Annotated in this window: 16 protein-coding genes and 6 pseudogenes; 10 read left to right on the top strand and 12 right to left on the bottom strand. The window is 67.8% G+C overall.

All coding sequences use genetic code 11. The features are described from left to right. Nucleotides 1-368: 368 nt before the first annotated feature. Nucleotides 369-1,553, bottom strand: a complete 1,185-nt coding sequence (locus ACK8N7_RS01335; RefSeq protein WP_500440418.1) for a hypothetical protein — start codon at nucleotides 1,551-1,553, stop codon at nucleotides 369-371. Nucleotides 1,554-1,751: 198 nt separating this feature from the next. Between ACK8N7_RS01335 and ACK8N7_RS01330 the strand changes: the two are divergent. Next, nucleotides 1,752-2,021: pseudogene (locus ACK8N7_RS01330) on the top strand (transposase); the annotation flags it as partial. Between the two features lie 840 nt (nucleotides 2,022-2,861). Here ACK8N7_RS01330 and ACK8N7_RS01325 read toward each other — a convergent pair. Continuing rightward, nucleotides 2,862-3,548 (bottom strand): SIR2 family protein, encoded by a 687-nt coding sequence (locus tag ACK8N7_RS01325; protein ID WP_403219078.1) that lies wholly within the window; start codon nucleotides 3,546-3,548, stop codon nucleotides 2,862-2,864. Nucleotides 3,549-3,581: 33 nt separating this feature from the next. Next, on the bottom strand, nucleotides 3,582-3,902 hold the full coding sequence (locus tag ACK8N7_RS01320; protein WP_403219076.1) for a hypothetical protein: 321 nt from the start codon (nucleotides 3,900-3,902) through the stop codon (nucleotides 3,582-3,584). 357 nt (nucleotides 3,903-4,259) lie between these two features. On the opposite strand from ACK8N7_RS01320, the gene ACK8N7_RS01315 reads away from it, so the two are divergent. The 3 genes from ACK8N7_RS01315 to ACK8N7_RS01305 all read left to right on the top strand — a co-directional run bounded on the left by ACK8N7_RS01315 (nucleotide 4,260) and on the right by ACK8N7_RS01305 (nucleotide 8,518). Beyond that, entirely contained in the window at nucleotides 4,260-5,456 is a 1,197-nt protein-coding gene (locus ACK8N7_RS01315; protein ID WP_500440417.1) for a damage-control phosphatase ARMT1 family protein, read from the top strand. 1,337 nt (nucleotides 5,457-6,793) lie between these two features. Beyond that, the gene (locus ACK8N7_RS01310; RefSeq protein ID WP_500440416.1) at nucleotides 6,794-7,375 is read left to right on the top strand and encodes a YdeI/OmpD-associated family protein; all 582 of its coding nucleotides are present in this window, start codon (nucleotides 6,794-6,796) and stop codon (nucleotides 7,373-7,375) included. 192 nt (nucleotides 7,376-7,567) lie between these two features. Next, nucleotides 7,568-8,518 (top strand): alpha/beta fold hydrolase, encoded by a 951-nt coding sequence (locus ACK8N7_RS01305; protein ID WP_403219131.1) that lies wholly within the window; start codon nucleotides 7,568-7,570, stop codon nucleotides 8,516-8,518. Nucleotides 8,519-8,763: 245 nt separating this feature from the next. Here ACK8N7_RS01305 and ACK8N7_RS01300 read toward each other — a convergent pair whose 3' ends face one another. Then, nucleotides 8,764-8,952, bottom strand: a complete 189-nt coding sequence (locus tag ACK8N7_RS01300) for a hypothetical protein (protein WP_403219070.1) — start codon at nucleotides 8,950-8,952, stop codon at nucleotides 8,764-8,766. A gap of 83 nt (nucleotides 8,953-9,035) precedes the next feature. Continuing rightward, nucleotides 9,036-9,767, bottom strand: coding sequence for a DUF6193 family natural product biosynthesis protein (locus ACK8N7_RS01295; protein ID WP_500440415.1), 732 nt, complete (start codon nucleotides 9,765-9,767; stop codon nucleotides 9,036-9,038). 464 nt (nucleotides 9,768-10,231) lie between these two features. On the opposite strand from ACK8N7_RS01295, the gene ACK8N7_RS01290 reads away from it, so the two are divergent. After that, nucleotides 10,232-10,786 (top strand): tellurite resistance TerB family protein, encoded by a 555-nt coding sequence (locus tag ACK8N7_RS01290; protein WP_500440414.1) that lies wholly within the window; start codon nucleotides 10,232-10,234, stop codon nucleotides 10,784-10,786. A 77-nt stretch (nucleotides 10,787-10,863) separates the two neighbouring features. On the opposite strand, the pseudogene ACK8N7_RS01285 reads toward ACK8N7_RS01290, so the two are convergent. Continuing rightward, a pseudogene (locus ACK8N7_RS01285) lies at nucleotides 10,864-11,066 on the bottom strand (ferredoxin). 136 nt (nucleotides 11,067-11,202) lie between these two features. On the opposite strand from ACK8N7_RS01285, the pseudogene ACK8N7_RS01280 reads away from it, so the two are divergent. Then, nucleotides 11,203-12,491 (top strand): annotated as a pseudogene (locus tag ACK8N7_RS01280) (IS4 family transposase). A 453-nt stretch (nucleotides 12,492-12,944) separates the two neighbouring features. On the opposite strand, the gene ACK8N7_RS01275 reads toward ACK8N7_RS01280, so the two are convergent. The 3 genes from ACK8N7_RS01275 to ACK8N7_RS01265 all read right to left on the bottom strand — a co-directional run bounded on the left by ACK8N7_RS01275 (nucleotide 12,945) and on the right by ACK8N7_RS01265 (nucleotide 15,559). Further along, complete coding sequence (locus ACK8N7_RS01275) at nucleotides 12,945-13,367, bottom strand: hypothetical protein (protein WP_500440300.1); 423 nt, start codon at nucleotides 13,365-13,367, stop codon at nucleotides 12,945-12,947. Next, nucleotides 13,364-14,194 carry an IS5 family transposase gene (locus ACK8N7_RS01270; protein ID WP_500440301.1) on the bottom strand — a complete coding sequence of 277 codons (831 nt, stop codon included), beginning with the start codon at nucleotides 14,192-14,194 and terminating at the stop codon, nucleotides 13,364-13,366. Before ACK8N7_RS01270 ends, ACK8N7_RS01275 begins: the two co-directional genes overlap by 4 nt. Nucleotides 14,195-14,452: 258 nt before the next feature. After that, a complete protein-coding gene (locus ACK8N7_RS01265) occupies nucleotides 14,453-15,559 on the bottom strand; it encodes a M23 family metallopeptidase (RefSeq protein WP_403219066.1) in 1,107 nt (368 codons plus the stop codon). Between the two features lie 474 nt (nucleotides 15,560-16,033). Between ACK8N7_RS01265 and ACK8N7_RS01260 the strand changes: the two genes are divergently transcribed. From ACK8N7_RS01260 to ACK8N7_RS01250, 3 genes and pseudogenes are all read left to right on the top strand, one after another. After that, on the top strand, nucleotides 16,034-16,345 hold the full coding sequence (locus tag ACK8N7_RS01260) for a transposase (protein WP_500440413.1): 312 nt from the start codon (nucleotides 16,034-16,036) through the stop codon (nucleotides 16,343-16,345). Nucleotides 16,346-16,447: 102 nt separating this feature from the next. After that, nucleotides 16,448-17,213, top strand: a pseudogene (locus tag ACK8N7_RS01255) (transposase family protein). A 242-nt stretch (nucleotides 17,214-17,455) separates the two neighbouring features. Beyond that, a pseudogene (locus ACK8N7_RS01250) lies at nucleotides 17,456-18,142 on the top strand (IS110 family transposase); the annotation flags it as partial. An 18-nt stretch (nucleotides 18,143-18,160) separates the two neighbouring features. On the opposite strand, the pseudogene ACK8N7_RS01245 reads toward ACK8N7_RS01250, so the two are convergent. Beyond that, nucleotides 18,161-18,542: pseudogene (locus ACK8N7_RS01245) on the bottom strand (IS21 family transposase); the annotation flags it as partial. A 58-nt stretch (nucleotides 18,543-18,600) separates the two neighbouring features. On the opposite strand from ACK8N7_RS01245, the gene ACK8N7_RS01240 reads away from it, so the two are divergent. Next, nucleotides 18,601-19,542 carry an arsenic resistance protein gene (locus ACK8N7_RS01240; protein ID WP_500445644.1) on the top strand — a complete coding sequence of 314 codons (942 nt, stop codon included), beginning with the start codon at nucleotides 18,601-18,603 and terminating at the stop codon, nucleotides 19,540-19,542. A gap of 149 nt (nucleotides 19,543-19,691) precedes the next feature. Here ACK8N7_RS01240 and ACK8N7_RS01235 read toward each other — a convergent pair whose 3' ends face one another. Beyond that, nucleotides 19,692-20,723 carry a TolB family protein gene (locus ACK8N7_RS01235; RefSeq protein WP_500440412.1) on the bottom strand — a complete coding sequence of 344 codons (1,032 nt, stop codon included), beginning with the start codon at nucleotides 20,721-20,723 and terminating at the stop codon, nucleotides 19,692-19,694. Continuing rightward, complete coding sequence (locus tag ACK8N7_RS01230; protein WP_500440411.1) at nucleotides 20,720-22,027, bottom strand: MFS transporter; 1,308 nt, start codon at nucleotides 22,025-22,027, stop codon at nucleotides 20,720-20,722. The genes ACK8N7_RS01235 and ACK8N7_RS01230 overlap by 4 nt, the downstream gene beginning before the upstream one ends. Between the last annotated feature and the right edge of the window lie 4 nt (nucleotides 22,028-22,031).

Below are 22,031 nucleotides of genomic sequence, written 5' to 3'. Positions count from 1 at the left end.
GCGGAGACCTCCCACGCGAAATCTCCGATGCCCTGAACGGGGCACCGGCAGCGAAAGGGCCTGAGAGGTCGCCGATTGTGCATCACGGAGTACAGCCCACCGACAGCTGGCTGGGTGGTTCCCGTGAAAAGCGGTGCTCACATTGACATTCACACGTCCCGAGGTGAGGGAGACGTCACCCGGACGAGATGGATGGAACCTCGAAAGAACTAACCGGTCGGCCGGGCTCCGGACACGGCGCAGTGCCACGTCTACCGCCTCCCTCGGACAGCGATTTGTGCCACTGAGTGGAGGCCAGGCGGTCTGGGGAACACTCCGGGGTCCGGTGCCCGGCCTGACAGGCGGGCACCGGACCCCGGGGTGACGTCCTACGGGCAGGTGACCAGGAAAACCGACACAATCCGGCACGAGGCGGTAGCGCTGTCGTTGGCCGGGTTCGGATCGGCCGGCGCGGACGCGGCCCGCGTGCCGGTGACCGAGACAGTCCCCAGACCCAGCAGACTCAGTGGGACGCGGAACGTCTTGTTGACGGCCGCTCCGTTGGTGATCGGCCCGTACGTGCAGGTGACGGTGCCGGACGCGGTGGTGCAGCCGGGGGAGAGGTTCGTGGCGCTTGAGCCCGGGGGCAGGGTCGCGGTGACGGTGACCGAGGCGGCCGTGTCGGGACCGAGGTCACGGGCCGTCAGGGTGAAGGTGAGATACGGGGCCAGGATGCCCAGGGCCGGAGCCGTGGTGACGTCGACGTCGATATCGGCCTTCGGATTGGGGAAGGTGAACACGATCGACCCGTCACCGGCGTTGGCGCCGTCGGTCACCGAGGACGGCGATCCGGGAACCGTACCGGACACCAGGCTCGAACCGCCGCCGCTTCCGCCCCCGCCGCCGGTGGTGCCGCCGCCGGGAGCGAAGTTCACGCCGCCCCCGCCGCCCGCGCCGCCGGATCCGTAGCCCGCGCCGCCGAAGCCGCCGACACCGGCGGGACTGTAGAGGTTGAAGCTGGCGGTGCCACCGGGCGCGTTCGGGAAGGAGCCGGGATTGCCGGCGAGGGGACCCGTGCTCTGGCCCGCGCCGCCCGCGCCGCCGGGGCCCCCGGGGCCCCCGGGGCCCGCACCTCCACCGCCTCCGCCACCTCCGATGCTGTTGCCGCCGCCCGCGGTCCCGTCTTCCCCGCTGTCACCACCCGGGACGCCGGGAAAGGACGGGGTACCGATACCCGAGCCGCCCGCGCCGCCGCCGGAACCGGCGGTCAGCAGCGGATTGCCGCCGGAGTCGGTCACCGCGACCAGGCTGCCGCCGGTGCCGCCGTACCCCGGGTAGACGGGCAGGGTGCGGCCCTTCGACCCGACGGTTGCATTCAGCGTCGCCCCGGGGGTCACGGCCAGAACCGCCTCGACCCGGGCCCCCTTGCCACCGGACGCGCCGTCGGCCGAGGGGCCACCGCCCGCACCCAGCAGAACGACCTGTCCACTGGTGACGTAGTCGGGCACGGTCAGGCTGCCGGTCCCACCGGCGGTGCAGGTAATGGTGATGGTGGTGGCCGTCACGACGGGCACGTCGCACACCCCGGCCGCGGCCGCTGGGGTGGCGGTGAAAACAGCCAGGCCGCCGCCCAGTAAGCGCTGATGCCGGTCAGGGCCGCGACGCGACGGTGCCGTAGCCACGCTCGCGCTCACGCTGTTCGTCGTCCCCGTGCCCGCGGGGGGTAGCCCGTCCCAGACGAGGGACGTCGCACCGTCCGAGGTGTCGTCCCCGCGCCCGCGGGGATAGACCGTCTCTTCTGTCACGTCTACGGCCGCAGCGGACGAACCTCGGACCAGTTCGTCCCCGGCTGGCCGTACTTGTACGTCGCCGCCCTCGAATCCGGCCGGACCTCGTGGTGCCAGCTACTGGACGCCGTCCGTCTCGGACCCGCCGATGACGTCGCCGAGGTCACCGCCACTCAAGCCCGCCGGGTGGTCACCAACCTCATCGGGATGGGCCGCTGGAAGCCGGGCGACCGCGACATCCTGGTTGTCTTCGAAGAACCGGGTGGAGAAGTTCATCCGCCAGCAGGCGGCCCTCTACGGACCGGAACGCGTCCGTTCCGAGTTCGACGCGCTTCTGGGGCAATGACACCTCACCCGCCCGGGATCGTAAGGCCGGGGCCGAGCTCCTCGTACACCCAGCCGCACCTGGGCGCCGGCCCCGGCCGTCAGATCCCCCAGCGGGCCTGGATACTCCAGCGGTCGAACTCTTCGTCGAGGTGCGCCGGGCCGTGTTGAGCCGCTCGGCACTGCCGTTCAGGAACCCGGCCGCGAGCAAGGGGTGGGCGTCCCCTTCCCGGTCCAGCTCCTGCTGGATCCACCCGGACGGTCCGGGACGGTAGGCACTGACCGTCCCGGCTTTCCGCATGAACCCCCAATCCAGCCCCTCGTCGGCATCCCATTGCGCGATCGCCCGCAGGTACTCGAAGCGCTCCCAGCTGTCGACGTAGGCCGTCGGGCTCAGGGCGAGGTGCCTGGTGAAGACAGGGTTCAGCTGGTCATGGAGACGCTTGGCCGGGGTGAAGTGGCCGAACACGTTCCCCGGGCTGAGGAGCACCGCGGCGGCCTGAGTCTTCCCCGTGTACCGGTTCTCTGCCTGGGGCTCGGTGAGGAGACGGACCAAGGTGCTCCAGCGCTCGGCCGCCAACGCCGCGACCCCCGCCGCGTAGATCGCCATCGTGACGGGGGAGCGCGCCAGGTTCAGCAACCCGGTGGTGCCACTGACAGGGACGGGAGTTCCCAGCTGATCGAGGTCGCGCATCCACCACCGGTCGGTCTCCGCCGTGCCCCAGTAGCTGGCCGTAGCGATCAGAACGAGCAGCAGTTCCGTCTCCGATTTCAGCAGACCGAGCCTTCTCCCGTGCTCGGCTGCGACGTCCTCGTGGTCCCAGGGGCCGTCGATCCGCAGAGGGAGGGAAGCGATGCGGCTGGACTCCCGGCGCAGCGCGTCGTGAAGGGAGATCGCCTGCCGTGTACTGGACAGGGAGCGCTTCGCGGACGCGACCTCGACGGCGATGCTGGTTGGGTGGCGCCGCTCGGTTTCGGCGAGGGCGTCGACCGCGTCGGCGACCTCGCCGAAGAAGGTGTCCGCATCGGTCTGGACGTAGGTCGCGCGCCGCCGGCCAGCACGTCCCGGGCGACATCGGGCAGCGGGTACGGGTCGGTCCAGTACGAGGCGAAGACGTGACGGGAGCAGCGGGAGAGCGCGTTGCGCAGGGCCGGGTCCCACGTCGCGGACCAGCCCGCGATGACCAGGCCGTAGTCGTCGAAGATCCGGTCGAGCAGGGCGTCGGTCGCGGTGTCGTAGGCGTCGAGCTCCTCGGGGGTATTGAGCATGCTGGTGGCGTTGAGGTAGTAGCCGTGGACGTGGACGACAAGGCACTTGAGGGTGTGCAGCGGCGCCATGCCGGCCACGTCGTCGCGATGGGCGACGACCGTCGGCTCGATGCCCGCCTGCCGCAGGGCCGTCTCGATCAACCCGTCGAAGTTCGTGGTGAGGATGATCCGTACGTGCCCGCCGGCCACCAGCCGCACGATGGCCTGGTGCGCCTGTGTGGGCTACTTCATCCCGCGCTCCCGTTCGCCCTCGTCCGGCTCGAAGAAGGAGTGAAGCAGCGCCCGACGCTCGAAGGGGGTGGTCGTCAGGGCCGCGAGCAGAGCGTCGTAGGTGGCTTCATGACCGAACCGCGCTTTGTACCAGGCGTGCGGTTCGCCGATCTCGGTCTCGCCCTCGACGGCCGCCATCTGTGTGATGAGTTCCTGCTGGACGTCGTAGGCCGACGGCATGCCTGAAGCGATCGAAGCGCCGGCTCCGAGAAGGATGGCGTACCCGCCGGACGTCGAGCGCATGGAGAAGGCGAGATTCACGTGCGGTTCCATCAGAACCCCTTTCACGCAATGAGGAGGACCCACCCCTAGCTTAGTGTCAGAGTGACGAGAAGTGCGACGTCTCCTGCGATGCAGGACACGCAGGCACTCGGCCTCGGGACCCGGTCTGCTCGCCATGGTGTGCCCACGCTGAACGTGAGGTGCGGCCCCCCGGCGCCGCACCGACCCCACCGCCATGCGCGCTGGCCTCAGCGCGATGAGGCCCGACTCTCCAGCCATGTGCGCACCGGCCAGCGATGAGGGGCCCTGAACTTCCTATCCGGCCAGGGGTGCCGGGAACATGTGACCTGCAGCCAGCACCGAGAGCCGCTCGGATATGTGAGCGGCATGCGAAGGGTTTTGGACACCATGACAGAGAAGACCTCCCACGTCTCGGGCGATGCGACTGGAGCGCCGGTCGTTTTGAGCAACGAGCCCGGGTCGTTCGCCTGGGGCGTGCTGGCCAAGCGTCACCCTGCCCTCATCCAGCAGGTACGAGACGTCTTCCCGTACGGCCGCCAACAGCACGAGGCTCTCGACGCCCTGCTGGACGAGATCACCAATGGCGTCATCGAGCCGCTCGCCCCCGGGGAACACGACAGTGAGCGCTGGGCGGACTGGGGGCAGGAGCACTTCGGGCGCTCCTGGTACGACGCTCCGTTCCTGTGGGCGGAGAGCTACTTCTACCGCAGGCTCCTCGGTGCGGTCGCGTACTTCGGCACCGGACCATGGCAAGGAGTCGATCCGTTCGCGCCGTTCAAACGGGCCGAGCTGCACGGCGAGGCAGTGGAGGAGGAACTGCGGGCCCTGGACGCGCTCGCGAGCGTTCCGCCGGACGAGCGGGCTGCAGCCCTGCTCCACGCGTCGCTCTGGGGCAACCGCGCGGACCTCGGCTTCCGCGTCTCGGCGAGGGAGCCGGCGCACGGTGACGCCGCCTCCGCGCTGGTGGCCGACGACAGCACCGTGCTGTGGCAACTGCTGCCTGTGGAGGGCTCCTCGACTGTCGCCGTGGTGGCGGACAACGCGGGACGCGAGCTCACCCCGGACCTGATCCTCATCGACCACCTCCTCGAACAGCGGCATGCCGAACAGGTCGTGCTTCACCTCAAGCCGTACCCCTACTACGTCTCCGACGCGATGACGGCCGACGTCGTCGACTGCCTCCGTCGCCTCACCGAGGCACCCGGCGAAGCCAGTGCGATTGGAGGACGGCTGTGGAAGGCCATGGCGGCAGGAAGCCTGGAGGTGCGCACACACTCCTTCTTCTGTGCTCCGCTGCCGTACGAGGAGATGCCCGAGGACCTCCGCGGCGAGTTCGAGAAAGCTACGCTCACCATCCTGAAGGGCGACCTCAACTACCGACGCCTGGTGGGTGACCGGCTGTGGGACGTCACAGCGTCCTTCGCAGATCTCACCGCGTACTTCCCCGGGGCCGTCGCGGCGCTCCGGACTCTGAAGTCCGACGTCATCGTCGGTTTGGAGCAGGAAGCGCTGGACGCGCTTGAACGGTCCGGGGCTGCCTGGCGTACGAGTGGTACGCACGCGCTGATTCAGGCGCGACGGTAGGGGATTTTCGTGGCGACCGAGGCCAAGAAGGCAGTCGCTGCTGCCGTCGTCGTTCAGGGTGAGCGAGTCCTGCTCGTGCGGCGACGTGTGGCGGTAGGCACCTAATTCATCCGAGGCGGAGGCCGCGGCCGGATGCTTCCCGACGGCGGCGGCCCTGAGATCTCGGCCAAGTCCCCGGCCATTGCCGGTAACTTCAGATGAGAGTTCGCAGTCGCCACCGCCGAGCGAGTCGGCATCACCACCACTAAGAGGTAGGAGCCGCCACCATGCTCGCGGTCTCGGAACGTGTCCCCGGCTACGGCCGCACCCCCGACCAGACCATCTGGCACAAGCCCGGCTCCGGGCACCGCTGTACCGGGAACTGCGACCTCCACCCCATCGCATGCAGCACCGATGAAGGGATCACCGCCCCCGGGCCGAAGCAGGACGTGCCGATCCGGCTGGACAGGAAGGATGAGCGTTGGTGCCCGGGCTGCCTCGCTCTCCGCGAAGCACCCTGAACCCGTGAACGCCGAAGGCCACCGCCGTCTCGGGGGGTGGCTTCGCTGAGGTGCTCCCCGCGCGGGTGGAAGTGAGCCGACTCCACCCGCCTTGATGATTTGCCGCCAGCCGGGCACCCTAGGACCTCCAGGAGACCGGGGTCGCCACCACCACCGCGCTCACGAGATCCTCCACCGCTTCACCGGCGGAGTCCGCTCTCGACGCCGGCAAGAAGACCGGTCCAGATCGGCTCGGACCTCTCGTCATCGAGGGAGAACCCGGCCGTCCGCACGGCATGGACGGCGCTGGTCCCCGGGGTACGCGCGACGTCCCTGCCGGGCATCCGCGTTCCGCTGGTGACCGGAGCTGCCTGACGACGCACCGGCGTTCAGCTTGTTCTTCAGCCTCTGGTGCTTCTCATGGCCTGCGACATGTACGGTGCCGTGGTAACAGATGGGCTGTACCCCCACTGGCGTCGTTCCGAGCACTTGCTACCGAGATCGTGAACTGCTGCGTGCTTTGAGTGAACCGCTGGCCGAGGTGGTCGCTAACCTGCCCTACTACGGCCCGTGCACCTGTACCGCAACCTGCGTCAACCTGCTGACCGCGCTGCCCCGTTCGTCGGGTTCCTCCAGGCGGCCACAGCGGGGAGATCGGGCACATCCGAGTACGCGACCTCGACGTCGGCCGTCAGCTCAAGCAGTTCATCGACTCGACGGGTGGCCTCTGGCAGCAGGGCGAAGCTCGCCAAGTAGTGAGCCGGTCAGGTCGCCTGAGTTGGCCGCTTGAGCAGGTCACCTGAGCGGTGCGCTCGGGTAGGTCAGCATCTGTCCTATAGGGCCTCTAGCCTGCGGATTATGCAGAAATACGAGGACGGCGCCAAGATCCTTGTCCCCGCGAGCCCGGCCGAGCTTGAGGCCTGGCTCGACACGCATCACGGGGAACGGACCGCGCTCTGGGTGAAGATCGCCAAGAAGCACACCGGCATCCCGACGCTCACCTGGGAAGAGATGGTCGACACGGTGCTCTGCTTCGGCTGGATCGACGGTCTGCGGCGCGGCTTTGACGACACGTACTTCCTGCAGCGCACGACACCCCGCGGCCCCCGCTCCGCCTGGTCGCAGGTGAACGTCGGCAAGGCCGAGGCCCTGATCGCGGCAGGCCGGATGCGCCCCCGCGGCCTCGCCGAGATCGAGGCGGCGCGGGCGGACGGCCGCTGGGAGACGGCATACGCCTCGCAGAAGAATGCCACCGCACCACCGGATCTCGTCGAGGCGCTCGACGCGAACCCGGCCGCGTGGGCGTTCTACGAGACGCTCAGCAAGTCCGACCAGTTCGCCCTATACCTCCGCCTGGTCACCGCCCGCACCGAGAAGACCCGGCTGGCCCGCCTGGAGCGGATGGTGGCGGCGATGGCGAGGCCCGCGCAGCCATCATGATCAACCGCTCGGCCAACGCGCAGATCAAGGGCATCAAGGCCCGCGGAGGCTTATAGAGAGCTTCAATAGCTGAGGTTACGAAGTGTAACCATCCCGTCGTATATCGACGATCTCCGTGTGAGGCTTCATTCCGGCTATCTTCGGGAAACTTCGCCTAATCCTAATCTCCCGAAAAGACAATGAGGAAACATGATGCTCAATCCAACTGATTTTCCCAAGCCCACCACTATTCCGGTCAATGGTGTGGAACTCGAAGTCTTCGAAGCAGGTCGAGAAAACGAGGGAAAGCCCATCGTGCTCTGCCACGGCTGGCCGGAGCACGCCTTCTCCTGGCGTCACCTGATGCCCGCCCTCGCCGCAGCCGGCTACCACGTCATCGCGCCGAACCAGCGGGGTTACGGCAACTCATCCCGCCCGACCGAAGTGACGGACTACGACATCGAGCACCTGTCGGGTGACCTCGTCGCGCTTCTCGACCACTACGGATACGAAGACGCCACATTCGTCGGCCATGACTGGGGTGCGTTCGTCGTCTGGGGGCTGACCCTGTTGCACCCCAACCGTGTGAACAGGGTGATCAACCTGAGCTTGCCTTACCAGGTGCGCGGAGAAAAGCCGTGGATCGAGGTCATGGAAGAATTCCTCGGCGGCGACTTCTACTTCGTCCACTTCAATCGACAGCCGGGCGTTGCGGACGCCGTGTTCGACGAGAACGCATTTCAGTTCCTCCGCAACCTCTACCGGAAGAACGTGCCCCCCGCGCCTCCTGAGGCGGGCATGGCAATGATCAATCTCGCCAGAGCGCAAACACCACTCGGTGAGCCCGTCATGAGCGACGGCGAACTGGCCGTCTTCGTCTCCGCGTTCGAGTCATCGGGATTTACGGGCAGCATCAACTGGTACAGGAACCTCGACCGCAACTGGCGCTTGCTGGCGGACGTGGACCCGATCATCCAACAGCCCGCCCTCATGATCTACGGCGACCAGGACTGGGCGGTCCCGAGGTCCGAAAACCTGACAGAATTCGTGCCCAATGTGGAAGTGGTCGGCCTGGACTGCGGTCACTGGATCCAGGAGGAAATGCCCGGAGAAACAAACCAAGTGATTTCAAAATGGCTGGAACAGCAGGATGCCACCGTCTGAGCTTGATTCTGTCGGGGATCTTGGAGTTTCCCGGTGCGCCGACGTGATCGGTGGGCCATGCTCGGGGTTCCGAGAGCCCATTTATAGTTGTTGAGGTGTGTTGTCGCTCCGTCCTCATTCCGGTGAGCAAGTCCCGCTTCTGAGCTTGTTCTTCATGGTCTGAGGTCGAACTGGGCCTCGAACTGGGCCACTCACCTGGGCGCTGGGGCGGCCTTCGTCTGGAAAAGTCAAGCTCAGACGGTTCTTCAGGGCTGGCCGAGCATCTGCCGGGCGAGCCCGATGAGCGTGGCTCGCTCGCGGTTGTCGATCTCGTTGGCGTCCCCGATCACTCCACGCTCAAACGCCAGATGTTCGGCCGTGCCAGCTTTCATCTTCTCCGCAAGCGCGTTCTGCTCTACTCGTGAACCGCAGGTCAGACCGTTGTGGGCGGCCAATTGGATTTCCCTGTCCGCCGCCGTCCGATGGGGAAACAACTGGACACGGGACCGGTGACGGTCAGTGACTTGGTTCGCGCTCGTCATCCATCTTGTTCGGCGGTTCCCGCGACGGCCGGACCGAGATCGGTGGGGAGATGGCGAATTGCCAGGGCGACGGCCTCTTCGGCTGTGGCGGCCTCGCCGAGAACATCATCGGAGAGCGGATGCCTCTTCACGCGGAATGGGCTGCCACTGTGTGACGGGACGATGGCCACCTCATCGCGGAACGGGTATCCAGTGCAGGAGCTGAAGCCGAGCGTCCAGTGGCTGGAGAATACATAGAGCTGTCGCAGCCGTGGTTCTGCATGAGCCGCTTCCACGAGTTCGCCGAATCCTGGGAAATCCGGTTCCTCGGCCGCCTGCTCCCGCATTATGCGCCACTGCAGCTCCACCACCGCGGCCGGCCCGCGTTCGTGAGCTTCGGCGCGCTTGCTGGCGCGCAGAAACGACAGCTCCGCACGCAGCTCCCGCAGGCTCCTGCCCTGTCCCCATGCCGCTCCGGCCCTGACGATATCCGCCAGGTCGGACGTGGCTCCGGTGATGAGTTCGACTCCGTGACTCCAGCCGGAGACACCGAACCAGCGGCTCTCCGCCCCGATGTGAACGGATAGCGGCTTGCGCTCAGGAACCGACGAGGCGATGCCCGCCGAAACGAGTGGGCCCCAATCGCCGGGTACCACTGTGAGATCGGCACCGAGTTCGGCCGCCAGCTGTTCCAGCGCTGCGGCCAGGCTGCCCGCAGCAGCCAGATCAGGGTAAAGGTCAGAGTCCACCTTCATAGTCTGCCGTCGCGACGTCGCCAAGAGAACGGCGATCAGACGTCGCAGCGAGGCCGTGGGCACGTTACTCCGACTGTCCGTTGCTCACGGCCTGGAGAGCCATTGACGTCACGCTCAGTCAGCCCTCCACGGAAAGTGAGCCAGAACCTTTCTCGTGAGCATCCACGAGGCTCAAGATCGCAAACTGCTGCTCAAACCGGCAGACAAACGCTGCTGCTTGAAGTGAACGAAGCCAACTGGTGCGCGCTCACGCGCCGGGCCGCGGAGGCCGGCCGCTGCGCGGCGGCATGCACCCGGCCCCTTTGCGCCCCGCCGGCCCCCGACCCGGTCGGTATCCCCTGCTCCGGGAGGTTTACCGGTCACCGGGCGAGGGCCGCCAACGGCCGCTCCACGAATAATGGTTGCAGGAGGCCGCGCACGTTGCGCGGACCATCGATCCGATCGAAGAGGTGGCACGCATGGCTATGTGGGACCGCATCAAGGACCAGGCCAAGGGGCTGCAGCAACAGCAGTCGCAGGGCATGAGGGGCCCCGTCGGCCAGCGGCAGGCGGGTACGGGAGCCGCGGGCGGCTCGAAGGAAAAGCTGGTGGGGCTGCTCAAGTCACAGCTCGGCTCCCTCAAGACGGAGCTGAAGAGCGGGGCCTACCGGGACGCCAGTATGGCGATGTGCGCTCTGGTCGCGGCCGCGGACGGGTCCGTCGACCCTGCCGAGCGGCACCACGTGGAGGCGCTGATCCTGCAGAATGACGTCCTGCAGAACTTTCCTCCCGAGCAGTTGCGGCAGAGGTTCAACAAGCATGTCGATCAGATGATGTTCAACTTCCAGCAGGGCAAGACCGAGGCTATGCAGGAGATCGCCAAGGCCGCGAAGAAGCCCGTGGAGGCCAAGGCGGTCGTCCAGACCGGCTTCGTGATCGCCGGCGCGGACGGGTACATCGCCCCGGCCGAGGCGCAGGTTCTGCGGGAGGCGTGCATGGCGCTCGGGGTGTCCCCGCAGGAGTTCGGCCTCTGATCCGGCCGGTGCTATTCCCGTAGCGGCAGGAATCCGGCGGGCGTGACCGTGTGTCGCGTCCCGCCGGGCCCCAGCCGTCATCCGTCGGTCAAGGACACCGCCCCGACCGGACAGGCGCGTACGGCCTCCCGCACCAGCGAGTGGTCTCCCGTCTCCTCCGGTCGGCCGGGAACCATCTCGCTGAACCCGTCGTCGTCCTGCGTGAACACGTCCGGCGCGGCATGGTCAGCGCGCCTAGGCCGGCCCCCACGCAGCGTTCCTTGTCGACCTCGATGCCCATGCCGCTCACCAGGTCACGGGCAGTTCCAGCAGACCCTGGACCGTGTCCCCGGGTTTGTGCTGGATCTCGTGCGCGGGCTGGTCAGGCGCCTCGGTGTCAGGAGCCTGGGCGGTCCCGAAGGGCTATCGTGGTGGCCATGGCGAGGGGTGATTTGAGGCGTCAACTTGGTAGTTACAAGGGCCAGTTGACTGACTGTGTGGCCATCGGGGTTCTCACGGAGCTGGTGCCCAGGAAGCTGGTTGATGAGGTCGTTGACCGGGCCGGTCGGCGGGAGAAACGCGTCCGGCTGCTTCCGGCTCGGGTGATGGTGTATTTCGTGCTGGCCATGTGCTTGTTCTTCGGTGACGGCTACGAAGAGGTCATGCGCAAGCTGGTGGGTGGTCTGCGGTTGTCCCGGGTGTGGCGGTCGGACTGGCGGGTGCCGACCACCGGCGCGATCACGTAGGCGCGGGCACGCCTGGGGGAAGAACCGCTGAGATTGCTGTTCGAGCAGGTCGCGGTGCCGGTTGCGCGGGACGACACGATGGGTGCGTTCTTGTGTTCCTGGCGACTGATGGCTGTCGACGGAGTGCAGCTGGAGGTCCCCGACACGGCGGCGAACGTGGAGGCGTTCGGGGAGAACTCTCATCACGGGGCGCCGGGCCCCTATCCCCAGGCCAGAGTGGTGGGTCTGGGTGAGTGCGGGACGCATGTGATCGTCGGCGCGCGGATCGGCTCGCTGTACCGGGGCGAGCGGGAACTGGCCGGCGAGGTTCTGCAGGGGGCCGGGCCGGGGATGCTGGTGAGGCGGACCGCGGCTTCTACAGTCACGCTCTGTGGTCGAATGCCGCTGGCACCGGGGCCGACCTGTTGTGGCGGGTGACGGTCCTGGTCGACCTTCCTGTGGTCGAGGTCCTGGACGACGGCTCGTATCTGTCCGTGCTCGGAGATGTAATCGCCAGGCAGCGGTATCGGCGGCATGTCCGGGCCGGCCGTGGCGACGCTGTCCTTGAGGGGTGCCCGGTTCGGGTCGTGGAGTACCGAGTCGCCGACCGCGACGGTGACGGCGAGGTGTACCGGCTGATCACGACGATCCTGGACCCGCAGGACGCTTCCGCGCGCGAGCTGGCCGCGGCCTACCACGAGCGTTGGGAGTTCGAACTGACCCTGGCGGAGATCGAGACCTATCAGCGGGGTCCCGGACGGACCTTGAGATCGAAGTCGCCCGAGATGGTCCGCCAGGAGATCTGGGCCTTGCTGACCACGCACTACGGCATCCGCCGACTGATGGCGCGGGCAGCGGACCAGGCCAGGATGGACCCCGACCGGCTGTCCTTCACCCGGGCCCTGCGGGTGGTCCGCCGCCACACCACCGATCAAGGAGCTTTTTCCCCCTCACCACCTCAAACGGGCCATCGGCCTGGCACTGGAAGAGATCCTGGCTAGGCCCAACCCGCCCCGGCGCCATCGGACCTGCCCCCGGACCGTGAAACGCCACCGCCTAAGCCGACACCGAATCACCAGACCCGATGACCAACCCCTGACCCACGCCGGACCACCGACGCTGGAGATCCTCAGACGCTAACTAAGCGGCATTGGGTTCGGTAGAGCAACGGCTCCGGCCGGTTTCGGGTCAGTGGCGGACACCGCGTGGCGTCAGCGCATGCCCGAATGGGCGGTGACCCAGTCCAAAAGCTCCTGCATATGGTTGGACAGGGGCAGCGGGATGACGGTGACGACGCGGAGACGGGCTCGCGCAGCGGCTGCCACCCCATGATCGGGACCCAGGCCCCGATGGGGCGGTTCAGCGGATGCACATTGAGAGGGCGGTACGTGACGTGATGCCCGTTTCGGGCTTTCGGGTGGGGCTGTCGGGCTGGTCGTGGCCTGACCAGGCGGCTACGACTGCGGCTTGGTGAACAAGCCCTGTTCGGGCTCGATCAGGATTCCGCGTTCGGCCAGCCGTTTGAGCTTGAGCCGGACGTTGTTGACGTTGTTGGGTGCGATCTCCAGGTCCAACGCCTCGCAGACCGCCCGTGCCCGCAGCGGGGCGTCGGCTGCGGCGAACACCGCCATGATCTGCTGGTAGGCCGGATGGTCCGGCAGCTTCGCGGGCGGCGGTGTCGGCGAGGCCGGCTCGGGCAGTGCCAGCAGTGTCTTGCGGGTGATGCGCACCTCTTCGGCGACTCGGCCGAACTCCTCCAGTTGCGCGGTGAGTTCCGTGATGCGCGCTCGCGTCGCTTCGGCCTGCGTGGCGATCTCGCGCTCTTGCTCCTCCAGGCGGGCGAGGACCGCCCCCAGGGTGAGCCCGTCGTTGTTCATGCGCCGCGCCAGGTGGGGGTGGAGGTCGCAGTGACCATCCTGGACATCCGGTCGCTTATGGCCCAGTACACCCTCGACTCGGCCGAGGCGGGCCGGTGTTCGTAGTCGCGGACCAGTCTGCGGTGCAGCATCATGATCCCGTTTACCTGCTCCACCCGCCACCGGATCGGTTGCGGCACGAACCCGCTGGTCGTTGGGTTGCGCTCGACGACTTCGACGTCGATGCCGACCTTCCGCCCGTGGTCGATGACAGCGTTCTTGAACCCCTGGTCCACCAGGGCCTTCTGTACCGTGTCGGTGTCGGCGGCGACCTTGTCCAGCAAGGCGATGCCAGCGGCGTTGTCGTGCGCGGACGCGGCCAGCACCACCACCGCGATCACCAGACCGAGAACATCAACTGCCAGGCCGCGCTTGCGGCCCGGGACTTTTTTTGCCGCGTCCCTTCCGGTGGTGCCGGCGGGCACCCCGACGGCCGCGTGCAGGCTCTGGGTGTCGAGCACCACCAAGCTCGGGTCGGCCTTGCGCCCCCGGCTCTCGCGGACCTGCCAGCGCAGCAGGTCGTGGATGGTCTGGTCGGTGCCGTCGTCGCGCCACTTGTAGAAGTAGTACTTCACCGCGCCGACCGGGGGCAGGTCGTGGGGGAGGTAGTCCCACTGGCAGCCGGTACGGGACTGGTAGAGCAGGGCGTTGACGATCTCCCGCATCTCGTAGGCGCCCTGGTGGCCGCTGACGGAGGGATGCTGAGCCTTCCAGGAGGCGATGACGGGCTCGATCAGGGCCCACCGCTCGTCGGACAGGTCGCTCTTGTAGGGCTGGCGGTCGCTCACGAAGAACACTCCAGCACGACAAGACCCCCTGATCAGCCCCGATACGCCTGTGCCACACGTTCCAGCGACAACAAACGCGGCACTACGTCACATACCGCCCTCTGAGGGATACCTCATCCAGCCACCCAGTGGTCCGCAGTGGCTCGGACCGGGCGTCTGGCGGCAGACTATTCCCACCCAGACCGGTCCCACTGTCCGTCCAGCCCTGTGACTTCGCCTTCCGAGCTCACGTGCGGGGGCGAAGTCACAGGGCGGTGGTCAGCTGGTGCGGTTGTAGATCGCCGCGCCGGGGCAGGCGGTGACGCCCGAGCGGGTTGCGCACCCGGTGTACTGGCTGGAGCCGTTCCACCAGGCCCAGCCGCCGATGGTGCGACCGTTGAGCCAGGTGTACTGGCCGTTGTGGTTGGCGTCGTACGTGCGCAGGCTCCAGTGCACGTGAGCTCCGGTTGCGGCCCCTCCGGCACAGGTGTCAGTGCCGATAGTGCCGAGCAGGGCACTGCGGGCGATCGATGTTCCGTTGTAGTAGGTGGTGTTCGACATGTGGTAGTAGTCGGTCGAGAAGCCGCCAGGGTGGATCACTCTGGTCCAGCCGCCTCCGGCACCGCACATCGAGGTCGCCGTTCCCTCTCGGGACGAGCGGACTCGCCCGCTGGCGTTGCCTCCCGCGAAGTCGAGGCTGCTCCAGTACCCCGTCGAGCCGGTGTGGGAGTGCGCCCCGCCGGTGAGAGTCATGTAGTAGTCAGGCATCCAGGGCAGCAGCAATCCGTTGATGTTGGCAGCCGTGGTTCCCACCGACGGCGTCTCCTGCTGCGGAGTCGCCTTGCGCTCAGCGTACGCCGTCATGGTCCGCCGCTCCGTCTTGCCGACCAGCGGAGACTTGGCCACGTGATGGGCGAACTCGCGGTCGCCCTCAAGTCCCGAGATCCATTGCCCGTCCTTGCGGTGAGCGATGTAGAGCCAGCCCTCCGGATCGCCGTGGTGAGTGCGGGGCGCTTCGACGTACGCGACGCCACGAGCCCAGTCGGCCGAGACCGTACGGACATCGACGACCACCTTGCGGCTCTCATCGGCGAGTTTTCTGACGGCAGCTTTGGGGGTGAGACCTTTGGCGTCGTGGGACCGGGAGAGAACGTCTGTGGAGACGGCGTCTATCAGTGCCTGTCGACCGGTGCCGAGGCGGTTGGCCACCGTGGATGGCATCTTCACGGTGACATCGGGGGAAGGTAACTGGGCGGTGGTTGCGGGGGTCCCGGAAGGTATTGCGGCCGAGTCGCGGAAAGCTGCTGTCGCAGAGGGCGCGGTGGCGAGCAGGCCGAGGGCGGCGAGGGCGGCGACGGTGGTTCTCGCGGACAGCTTTGAGAGCATGGATGGTGTCCCTTCTGGACGAACGGGGCCTGACAAGCCGACAGGAGCGACAACTGAGTGGAACGCAGGCGACCACGACAGGGCATCCCCGCACTGGCATGTACGCGTCAAATCTATGCGCGTAGCTTACGGGCCACTGGGCCGCCAGAACAGAGCAAGTAGCCATGGATTAAGGGAAGATACTGAGCGCCCAACCATGGCGTCGATGACGGTCAGGACAGGGCTGCCGGTGTACTTCATCGTGGACCGGGCCCCCTCACCGGCCTTCGTGAAGGCGGCCGTCACATGGCGCAGCTGCTCAGCGGTGAGCTCCAGGGTTTTCTGCATCCGTACGAGATTTTCTCAAGGCCCGCAGCGCCGCCAGGTCGACGGCCGGACCGGGACTCGGGGGCGGGGTCATGGTGGGCGGGGCCTTGACCCCTGATGTTGAACACACGAGACACTGCATCCTGAGGATCTGAGGACGGACATCTCGTGGTCGGGAAGAACTACCCTCCGGAGTTCAAGGCGGACGCGGTCGCGCTGTACGAGTCGAGGCCCGAAGGGACGATCGGGTCGGTTACCCCCGATCTGGGGATCAACCCGGAGACCCTGCGTAACTGGGTCCGGGCAGCCGGAGCAAGCCCTCCCCGGGGTCGCCAGATGGAGGAACCGGCCCAGCCGCCGGCCCCGCTGGAGGTTGAGAACGCGGCTCTGCGGAAGAAGGTCCGGGAGCGGAGGAGGAACGCGAGATCCTGCGCAAAGCGGCGAAGTATTTCGCCGGGGATTGAGCCCTTTTCAACCTGACCGTGGGGCTGTGGTGTTGGTCGGTGCGGGCTGTACGGAACGACGAAGCTCCTGGTAGACGGGTCCTCGACCAAGATCGCCCGTGTCCGCCACGAGCTTCGCGTGCTTGCCTACCCGTCGTCGATCGATCTTTCCAGCAGCACCTTGCAGCACCTTGCAGCACCTGGCCGAGCAGCTTGCAGTCCGGCGACGGGAGACCGGTACCCGGTGGCGACGCCTGCCCGCCGGCCGCCAGGCCCTGCTCGCCCTGGCCCACCTGCGGTGCGGCGACACCTACGCCCAGCTTGCCGCCGGCTTCGGAATCGGCATCGCGACCGTCTGCCGGTACATACACGAGGCCATCGAAGTCCTGGCCGCTCGCGCACCAACCCTGGCCCAGGCGATGGAGACGGCCCGGACGAAAGCGTTCGTGATCCTGGACGGCACTCTGCTGCCGATCGACCGGATCGCCGCCGACACCCCCTACTACTCGGGAAAACACAAGCGGCACGGCATGAACGTCCAGGTCCTCACCGACCCATTCGGCCGACTGCTCCGGGCTTCCCCGGCTCTGCCCGGAGCCACTCACGACCTGACCGCGGCCCGAAGCCATGCCATCGTCGACGCGCTCGCGGCCGCGGGACTGAAGTGCTGGGCGGACAAGGCCTGCCAACGCGCCGGCCGGCACATTCGAGTCCCCTTCCGGGGCCGCCGGCTCAAGCGCTGGAAGCGACGGCACAACAGCAGCCACGCCAAGATCCGCTGCGTCGGCGAGCAGGCCATGGCCGTGCTGAAAGGTTGGCGCCTCCTGCAGAAGCTCCGCTGCAGCACCAACCGGATCACCGACATCGTGAAGGCAGTCCTCGTCCTCCACCACGCCTCAACATGAGGTCGGAAAAGGCTCCCTACGCTTTCCTGCGGGATGTGGTGAGCCCTTCGTATGGTTGACCCGCCCAGGGGTGCCGGGTGTGGTTCAAAAGGCTCTGCCGCTTGTGGCTCTCAGTGATTGGCCGCCCGGTGCCCCACGACGACTCGGCTGCCAATTAGGAATTGCGAATGATCGCTGAGTAGGGAATCGACAGCGAGGTCGTCCGTGGCAGGCACCGGCACCACACCGCACGGAGGCATCACATGACCATGATCTGGGCCGGCATCGACGCAGGGAAAACCCATCATCACTGCGTCGCGATCAACGAGGACGGCCGCCGGCTGCTGTCCCGGCGCGTCGCCAACGACGAGCCCGATCTCCTCGAGCTCCTCACCGACGTCCAGGCCCTGGGCGAGACGGTGGCCTGGGGGATCGACCTGGCCGACGGCGGCGCCGCGCTGGCCATCGCCGTCCTCGTCAACCACGCCCAGCCGGTGCACTACATCTCCGGCCGGGCGATCCACCGCGCCTCCGAGAGCTATCGCGGCGAGGGCAAGACCGACGCCAGGGACGCCGCCGTCATCGCCGACCAGGTCCGCATCCGCCGCGACCTGCACCCCTTACGTGTCGGCGACGAAACCGTCACGGACCTCAAGATCCTCACAGGGCGTCGCGCGGACCTGGTCGCCGATCGCACTCGCACCACAAACCGTCTCCGCGCCCAACCGAGCGGCATCTTCCCCGGTCTGGAGCGGGCCCTGGACCTCACCAACACTGGTCCGCTCGTGCTGCTGACCGGCTACCAGACCCCGGCCGCCCTGCGCCGGGTGAGTAAGAAACGGCTCGAGACCTGGCTGCGCAACCGCAAGGTCCTGCGAGCCGACCGGCTCGCCGAGACAGCTCTGGACGCTGCCGCACGCCAGCACACCAGCCTGCCCGGGGTCAAGGTCCGACCGCATTAGGAATCACTGCATCCACAATCCTGGCTCGGCGATCCACGGCCGATAGACCCGGCGCTGGCCAGCCCGAACAGCGGCCTTGACATCGGAGACCGGGGCGGCGGGTGGTTCGTTCTCCGCCGGTGAAGCCCATCGCGGTGATCCGCCGGTGCACGATGTCGGCGCGTATCTTGCCGCGGGAGTTCGTCACCAGTTCCTCGATCTTCGCGAGGTACTCGTCGATCGGCCGAGCCCGGTGCTGCCTCGCGACCGGTCGCTCGCCGGCTTCACGCATCTGCACATACCGGGCCACCGTGTGGTGGTCACACCCGGCCAGCTCTGCCGCAGCGCGGTAACTCCCCGTGAGGTCGTATGCCTCAAGGATTTCCATGATCTCCCTGCTGTTCTTCACACCAGCCAGCCTCGCCGACCGGTTATCCGTCCAGGTCCTGGGAGGTATCTGGCCATACATGGGGAAGATCGTGGCCATCAGTGGGCCGATAAATGGCCGCCTACGGGGAGTATCTACTGGCCGCTGTCATCCGGCCCTGGAACACGCGATCAAACCGGTGCTGTCCGCCCTCCTGTACGTGACCTTCCTCCAGGTGCCGGCGGCGGAGTTGTTCCGCTCGGTGCGGGCGGGCCGCTTCCTGGCCGCGACGCTGGTGGCGAACTTCGTCGTGGTGCCGCTGGTGGTCGCCACGATGTTCACCTTCCTCCCGGACGACCGGGCGGTCCGCCTCGGCGTGCTGCTGGTCCTCCTGGCCCCGTGCATCGATTACGTGATCGTCTTCAGCGGGCTCGCGGGCGGCAGCAGCGAACGCCTGCTCGCCGCCACCCCGTTGCTGCTCCTCGCCCAGATGGTGCTGCTGCCGGTCTATCTGTTCCTGTTCATGGGACCGGGCCTGGCCGACGTGGTGGAGGCCGGACCGTTCGTCGAGGCGTTCGTCGTGCTGATCGTCATCCCGCTCACGCTGGCCTGGCTCACCCAGGCATGGGCCGCACGTCGCCCGGCCGGACAGAAGGCCGCCGACGCGATGGGCACGACCATGGTGCCGCTGATGGCTGCCGTCCTGCTCACCGTGGTCGCCTCCCAGGTACCGAAGCTCGGCGACGTCGGCAGCCTGGGGGACCTGGGCCGTGTCGTGCCGTTCTACGTGTTCTTCCTTATCGTGATGGCGTTCGCCGGGCTCGGCGTAGCCCGCATGTTCCGCCTGGACGCCCTCGCCGGTCGGGCGATCGTGTTCACGGGCGCGACCCGCAACTCCCTGGTCGTCCTGCCCCTCGCCCTGGCGCTGCCGGACGCGCTGGCCGTCGCCGCCGTGGTCGTGGTCCCCCAGACCCTGGTCGAGGTCATCGGCATGGTTGTCTACATCCGAGCCGTGCCTCGGCTGCTGCCGCTCCGGGACTGACCGCACCGACGCGCGGCGCCCCCCCGGCCCGGGCGGCCCGACGGACGCCTGCTTACCCGCACCTGCCCTGGGCGGGCGCGGGGCAGCAGGAGGGGTGGTCGTTGCGGTTCGCGCTCGGCTGCCGGCCGGGTGGCGTGGCCTGTCGCTGATCAGCTGCCCGCCACGACCATGGACGGTGACGACGCGTCGCTCAGGAGGAGGCTCGGCCCGGTGGCCGAGCCGTCGACGGGGACGGTCCAGATGTCCGAGGTGCCCTTCGCCGGGCCCGGAAGGGCGTACGCGAGGGTCGAGTCGTCCAGCCACGCCGCCTGGTCGTCGACACTGCGGGTCTCGGCGACGGGAGTCTCACGCATCGTCTTCAGGTCCAGTACGTGCAGTCGCCACGGGTTCTGAGCGCCCTCGCGGACCCGCTTCTTGAAGGCGATCCGGGTGCCGTCGGGCGAGAGGGACGGGCATTCGGCGTTGCGGCGGAGTGTGCGGGCCTTCCACGTCTTGATGTCGCCCTCGACGAGGTACGTCTTCCCCTCGGTGGCCACCGTCGCGTAGAAGCGGTTGTCGTCGCCCGCGAAGGTGATGCCCCAGTAGTTCACGTCCGGCGCGTGGTGTCGCCGCCCCTCCAGATAGAGCTGGAGCGTCTCCACGTTCTTGACCAGATAGCCGGTCCGGGTGTCGAGGATGCCGCTTCTCGTCGAAAAGGAGGACGAGGCGTACGAGTCGCCGCTGACGAACAGCGTCCAGGCGACCATCCGGCCCGAAGGGGAGACCCGCGCCCGATTGGGGATGCCGCCGACCACGACGGTCTTACGGGTGTTCAGCTTTCGGTCGAGAACGCTCACCTTCGTCTTCTGCGAGATGCCGGGGTGGCTCGCGATACAGACGGCCGACCGTCCGCTCGCGTAGAAGCGGTCGCACGAAAGCCCGGTGTTCCTGCTCCGCGCTCCATCGGCCACTCCCGTGCCGGAGGAGCTGTACGGCGCCGAACGCACGTTGCCCTTCCGTGCCGCGTGGTAAAGACCGGGCGCATGGTCGAGTGTGAGGCCCGGAGCGGCGACGGACTCCGGCCACCGGCCGTCGCCGTCGGTTGCCGTGACCGTGTAGCCGACGGCGACGGTCGCCAGTACGGCGGTGGCCGCCGTGAGCGCGATGATCCGCGCGCGCAGGGAGATAGGAGGCAGGGTCATGAGGGCTCCGGGGCGGTGACGGGTGCGGGGGCGGCGGGCGTGGGTGCGGCCGGCAGGAGTACGCAGGAGAGGATGAGTACGGCTGCGAGTGCGGCGGCGGCCAGGACGAGGGCGCTGTCCATGCCCCACAGCGTCCAGACGGCTCCGAACCCGACGGACGCGAACAGGTGACCCAGACTCTGGCCGGTCTGCAGCAGTGCCATCCCGCCCGCGCGCCGGTCCGCCGGCACGACCGGGCCGCCGAGCGCCATGAGGACCCCGTCGGTCGCCGCGTAGAACGTGCCGTGCAGGACGAGCACCAGAATCGTGAGGGGCCAGCCAGCCACCGGTGAGAAGAGTGCGACGTACACCCCGAGCAGGGCGACATGCCCGAGAAGGTACGGGATGCGGCGGCCGATCCGGTCGGCGGCCCGGCCGAGTGGAACAGCGAGCAGGAGGTAGATCGCCGCGCTGCCGAGCGGCAGCAGCGGGAAGTACTCCACATCGAGGGCGAGCCGCTTCTGCAGGACCAGGTAGAGGAACCCGTCGCCCACGCCGACGAGGCCGAGCGCCGTAGCCGCGAGGAGGATCCGGCGGAAGGCGGGGACATGGAAGAGCCGCAGGGTTTCCCGCAGTGTGGCCGCGGCCCTGCCCGGCGGGCGTGCCGACCCGGCCTCGCGGCCGGGGACGAACGCGAAGAGGATCAGTACCCCCAGCAGGCCGAAGCAGAAGCTGACGACGAAGACCGCGTCGTAGGCGTCGACGGCCGCCCACAGGACGGCGAAGGCGACGAGCGGTCCGAGCATGGCGCCCGTGGTGTCCATGGCCCGGTGCACGCCGAAGGCACGGCCGAGGTCCCGCTCGTCGCAGCTCAGCGAGATCAGGGCGTCGCGCGGCGCTGTCCGCGCGCCTTTGCCGACCCGGTCGGCAGCGAGCGCGGCGGAGAGGGCGGGGGTGGAACTGCCCGCGAGGAGCAGGCCGAGTTTGCAGACGGTGGACAGCGCGTATCCGCTTCCGGCGACGAGCTTGTGCCGCTGCCAGCGGTCGGCGGCGTGCCCGCCGGCGAGTCTGACGAAGGCGGTGACACCATTGTAGAGGCCGTCGAGAAAGCCGAACTGGAGTGGGCTCAGTCCCAGGCCCAGGACGAGGTAGAGGGGCAGTACGGCGGTGACCATCTCGGACGAGATGTCGGTGACGAGGCTGACCGCGCCGAGCGCGACGACGGTGCCGGTGAGGCGCCTTCGGCCGGCGGGCCATACGGCTGAGGGGGTCCGGTCGGGGGCGGCGCCGTCCGGTGGACGGGTTCTGCCGACGGCAAGGTACATACAG

It is taken from the genome of Streptomyces griseobrunneus (genome assembly GCF_046713465.1).
In the GTDB taxonomy this organism is placed as follows: Bacteria; Actinomycetota; Actinomycetes; order Streptomycetales; family Streptomycetaceae; genus Streptomyces; species Streptomyces microflavus.
Note: the sequence above shows the minus strand (reverse complement) of the source record. Positions and strands in the feature narration are given on the sequence as shown.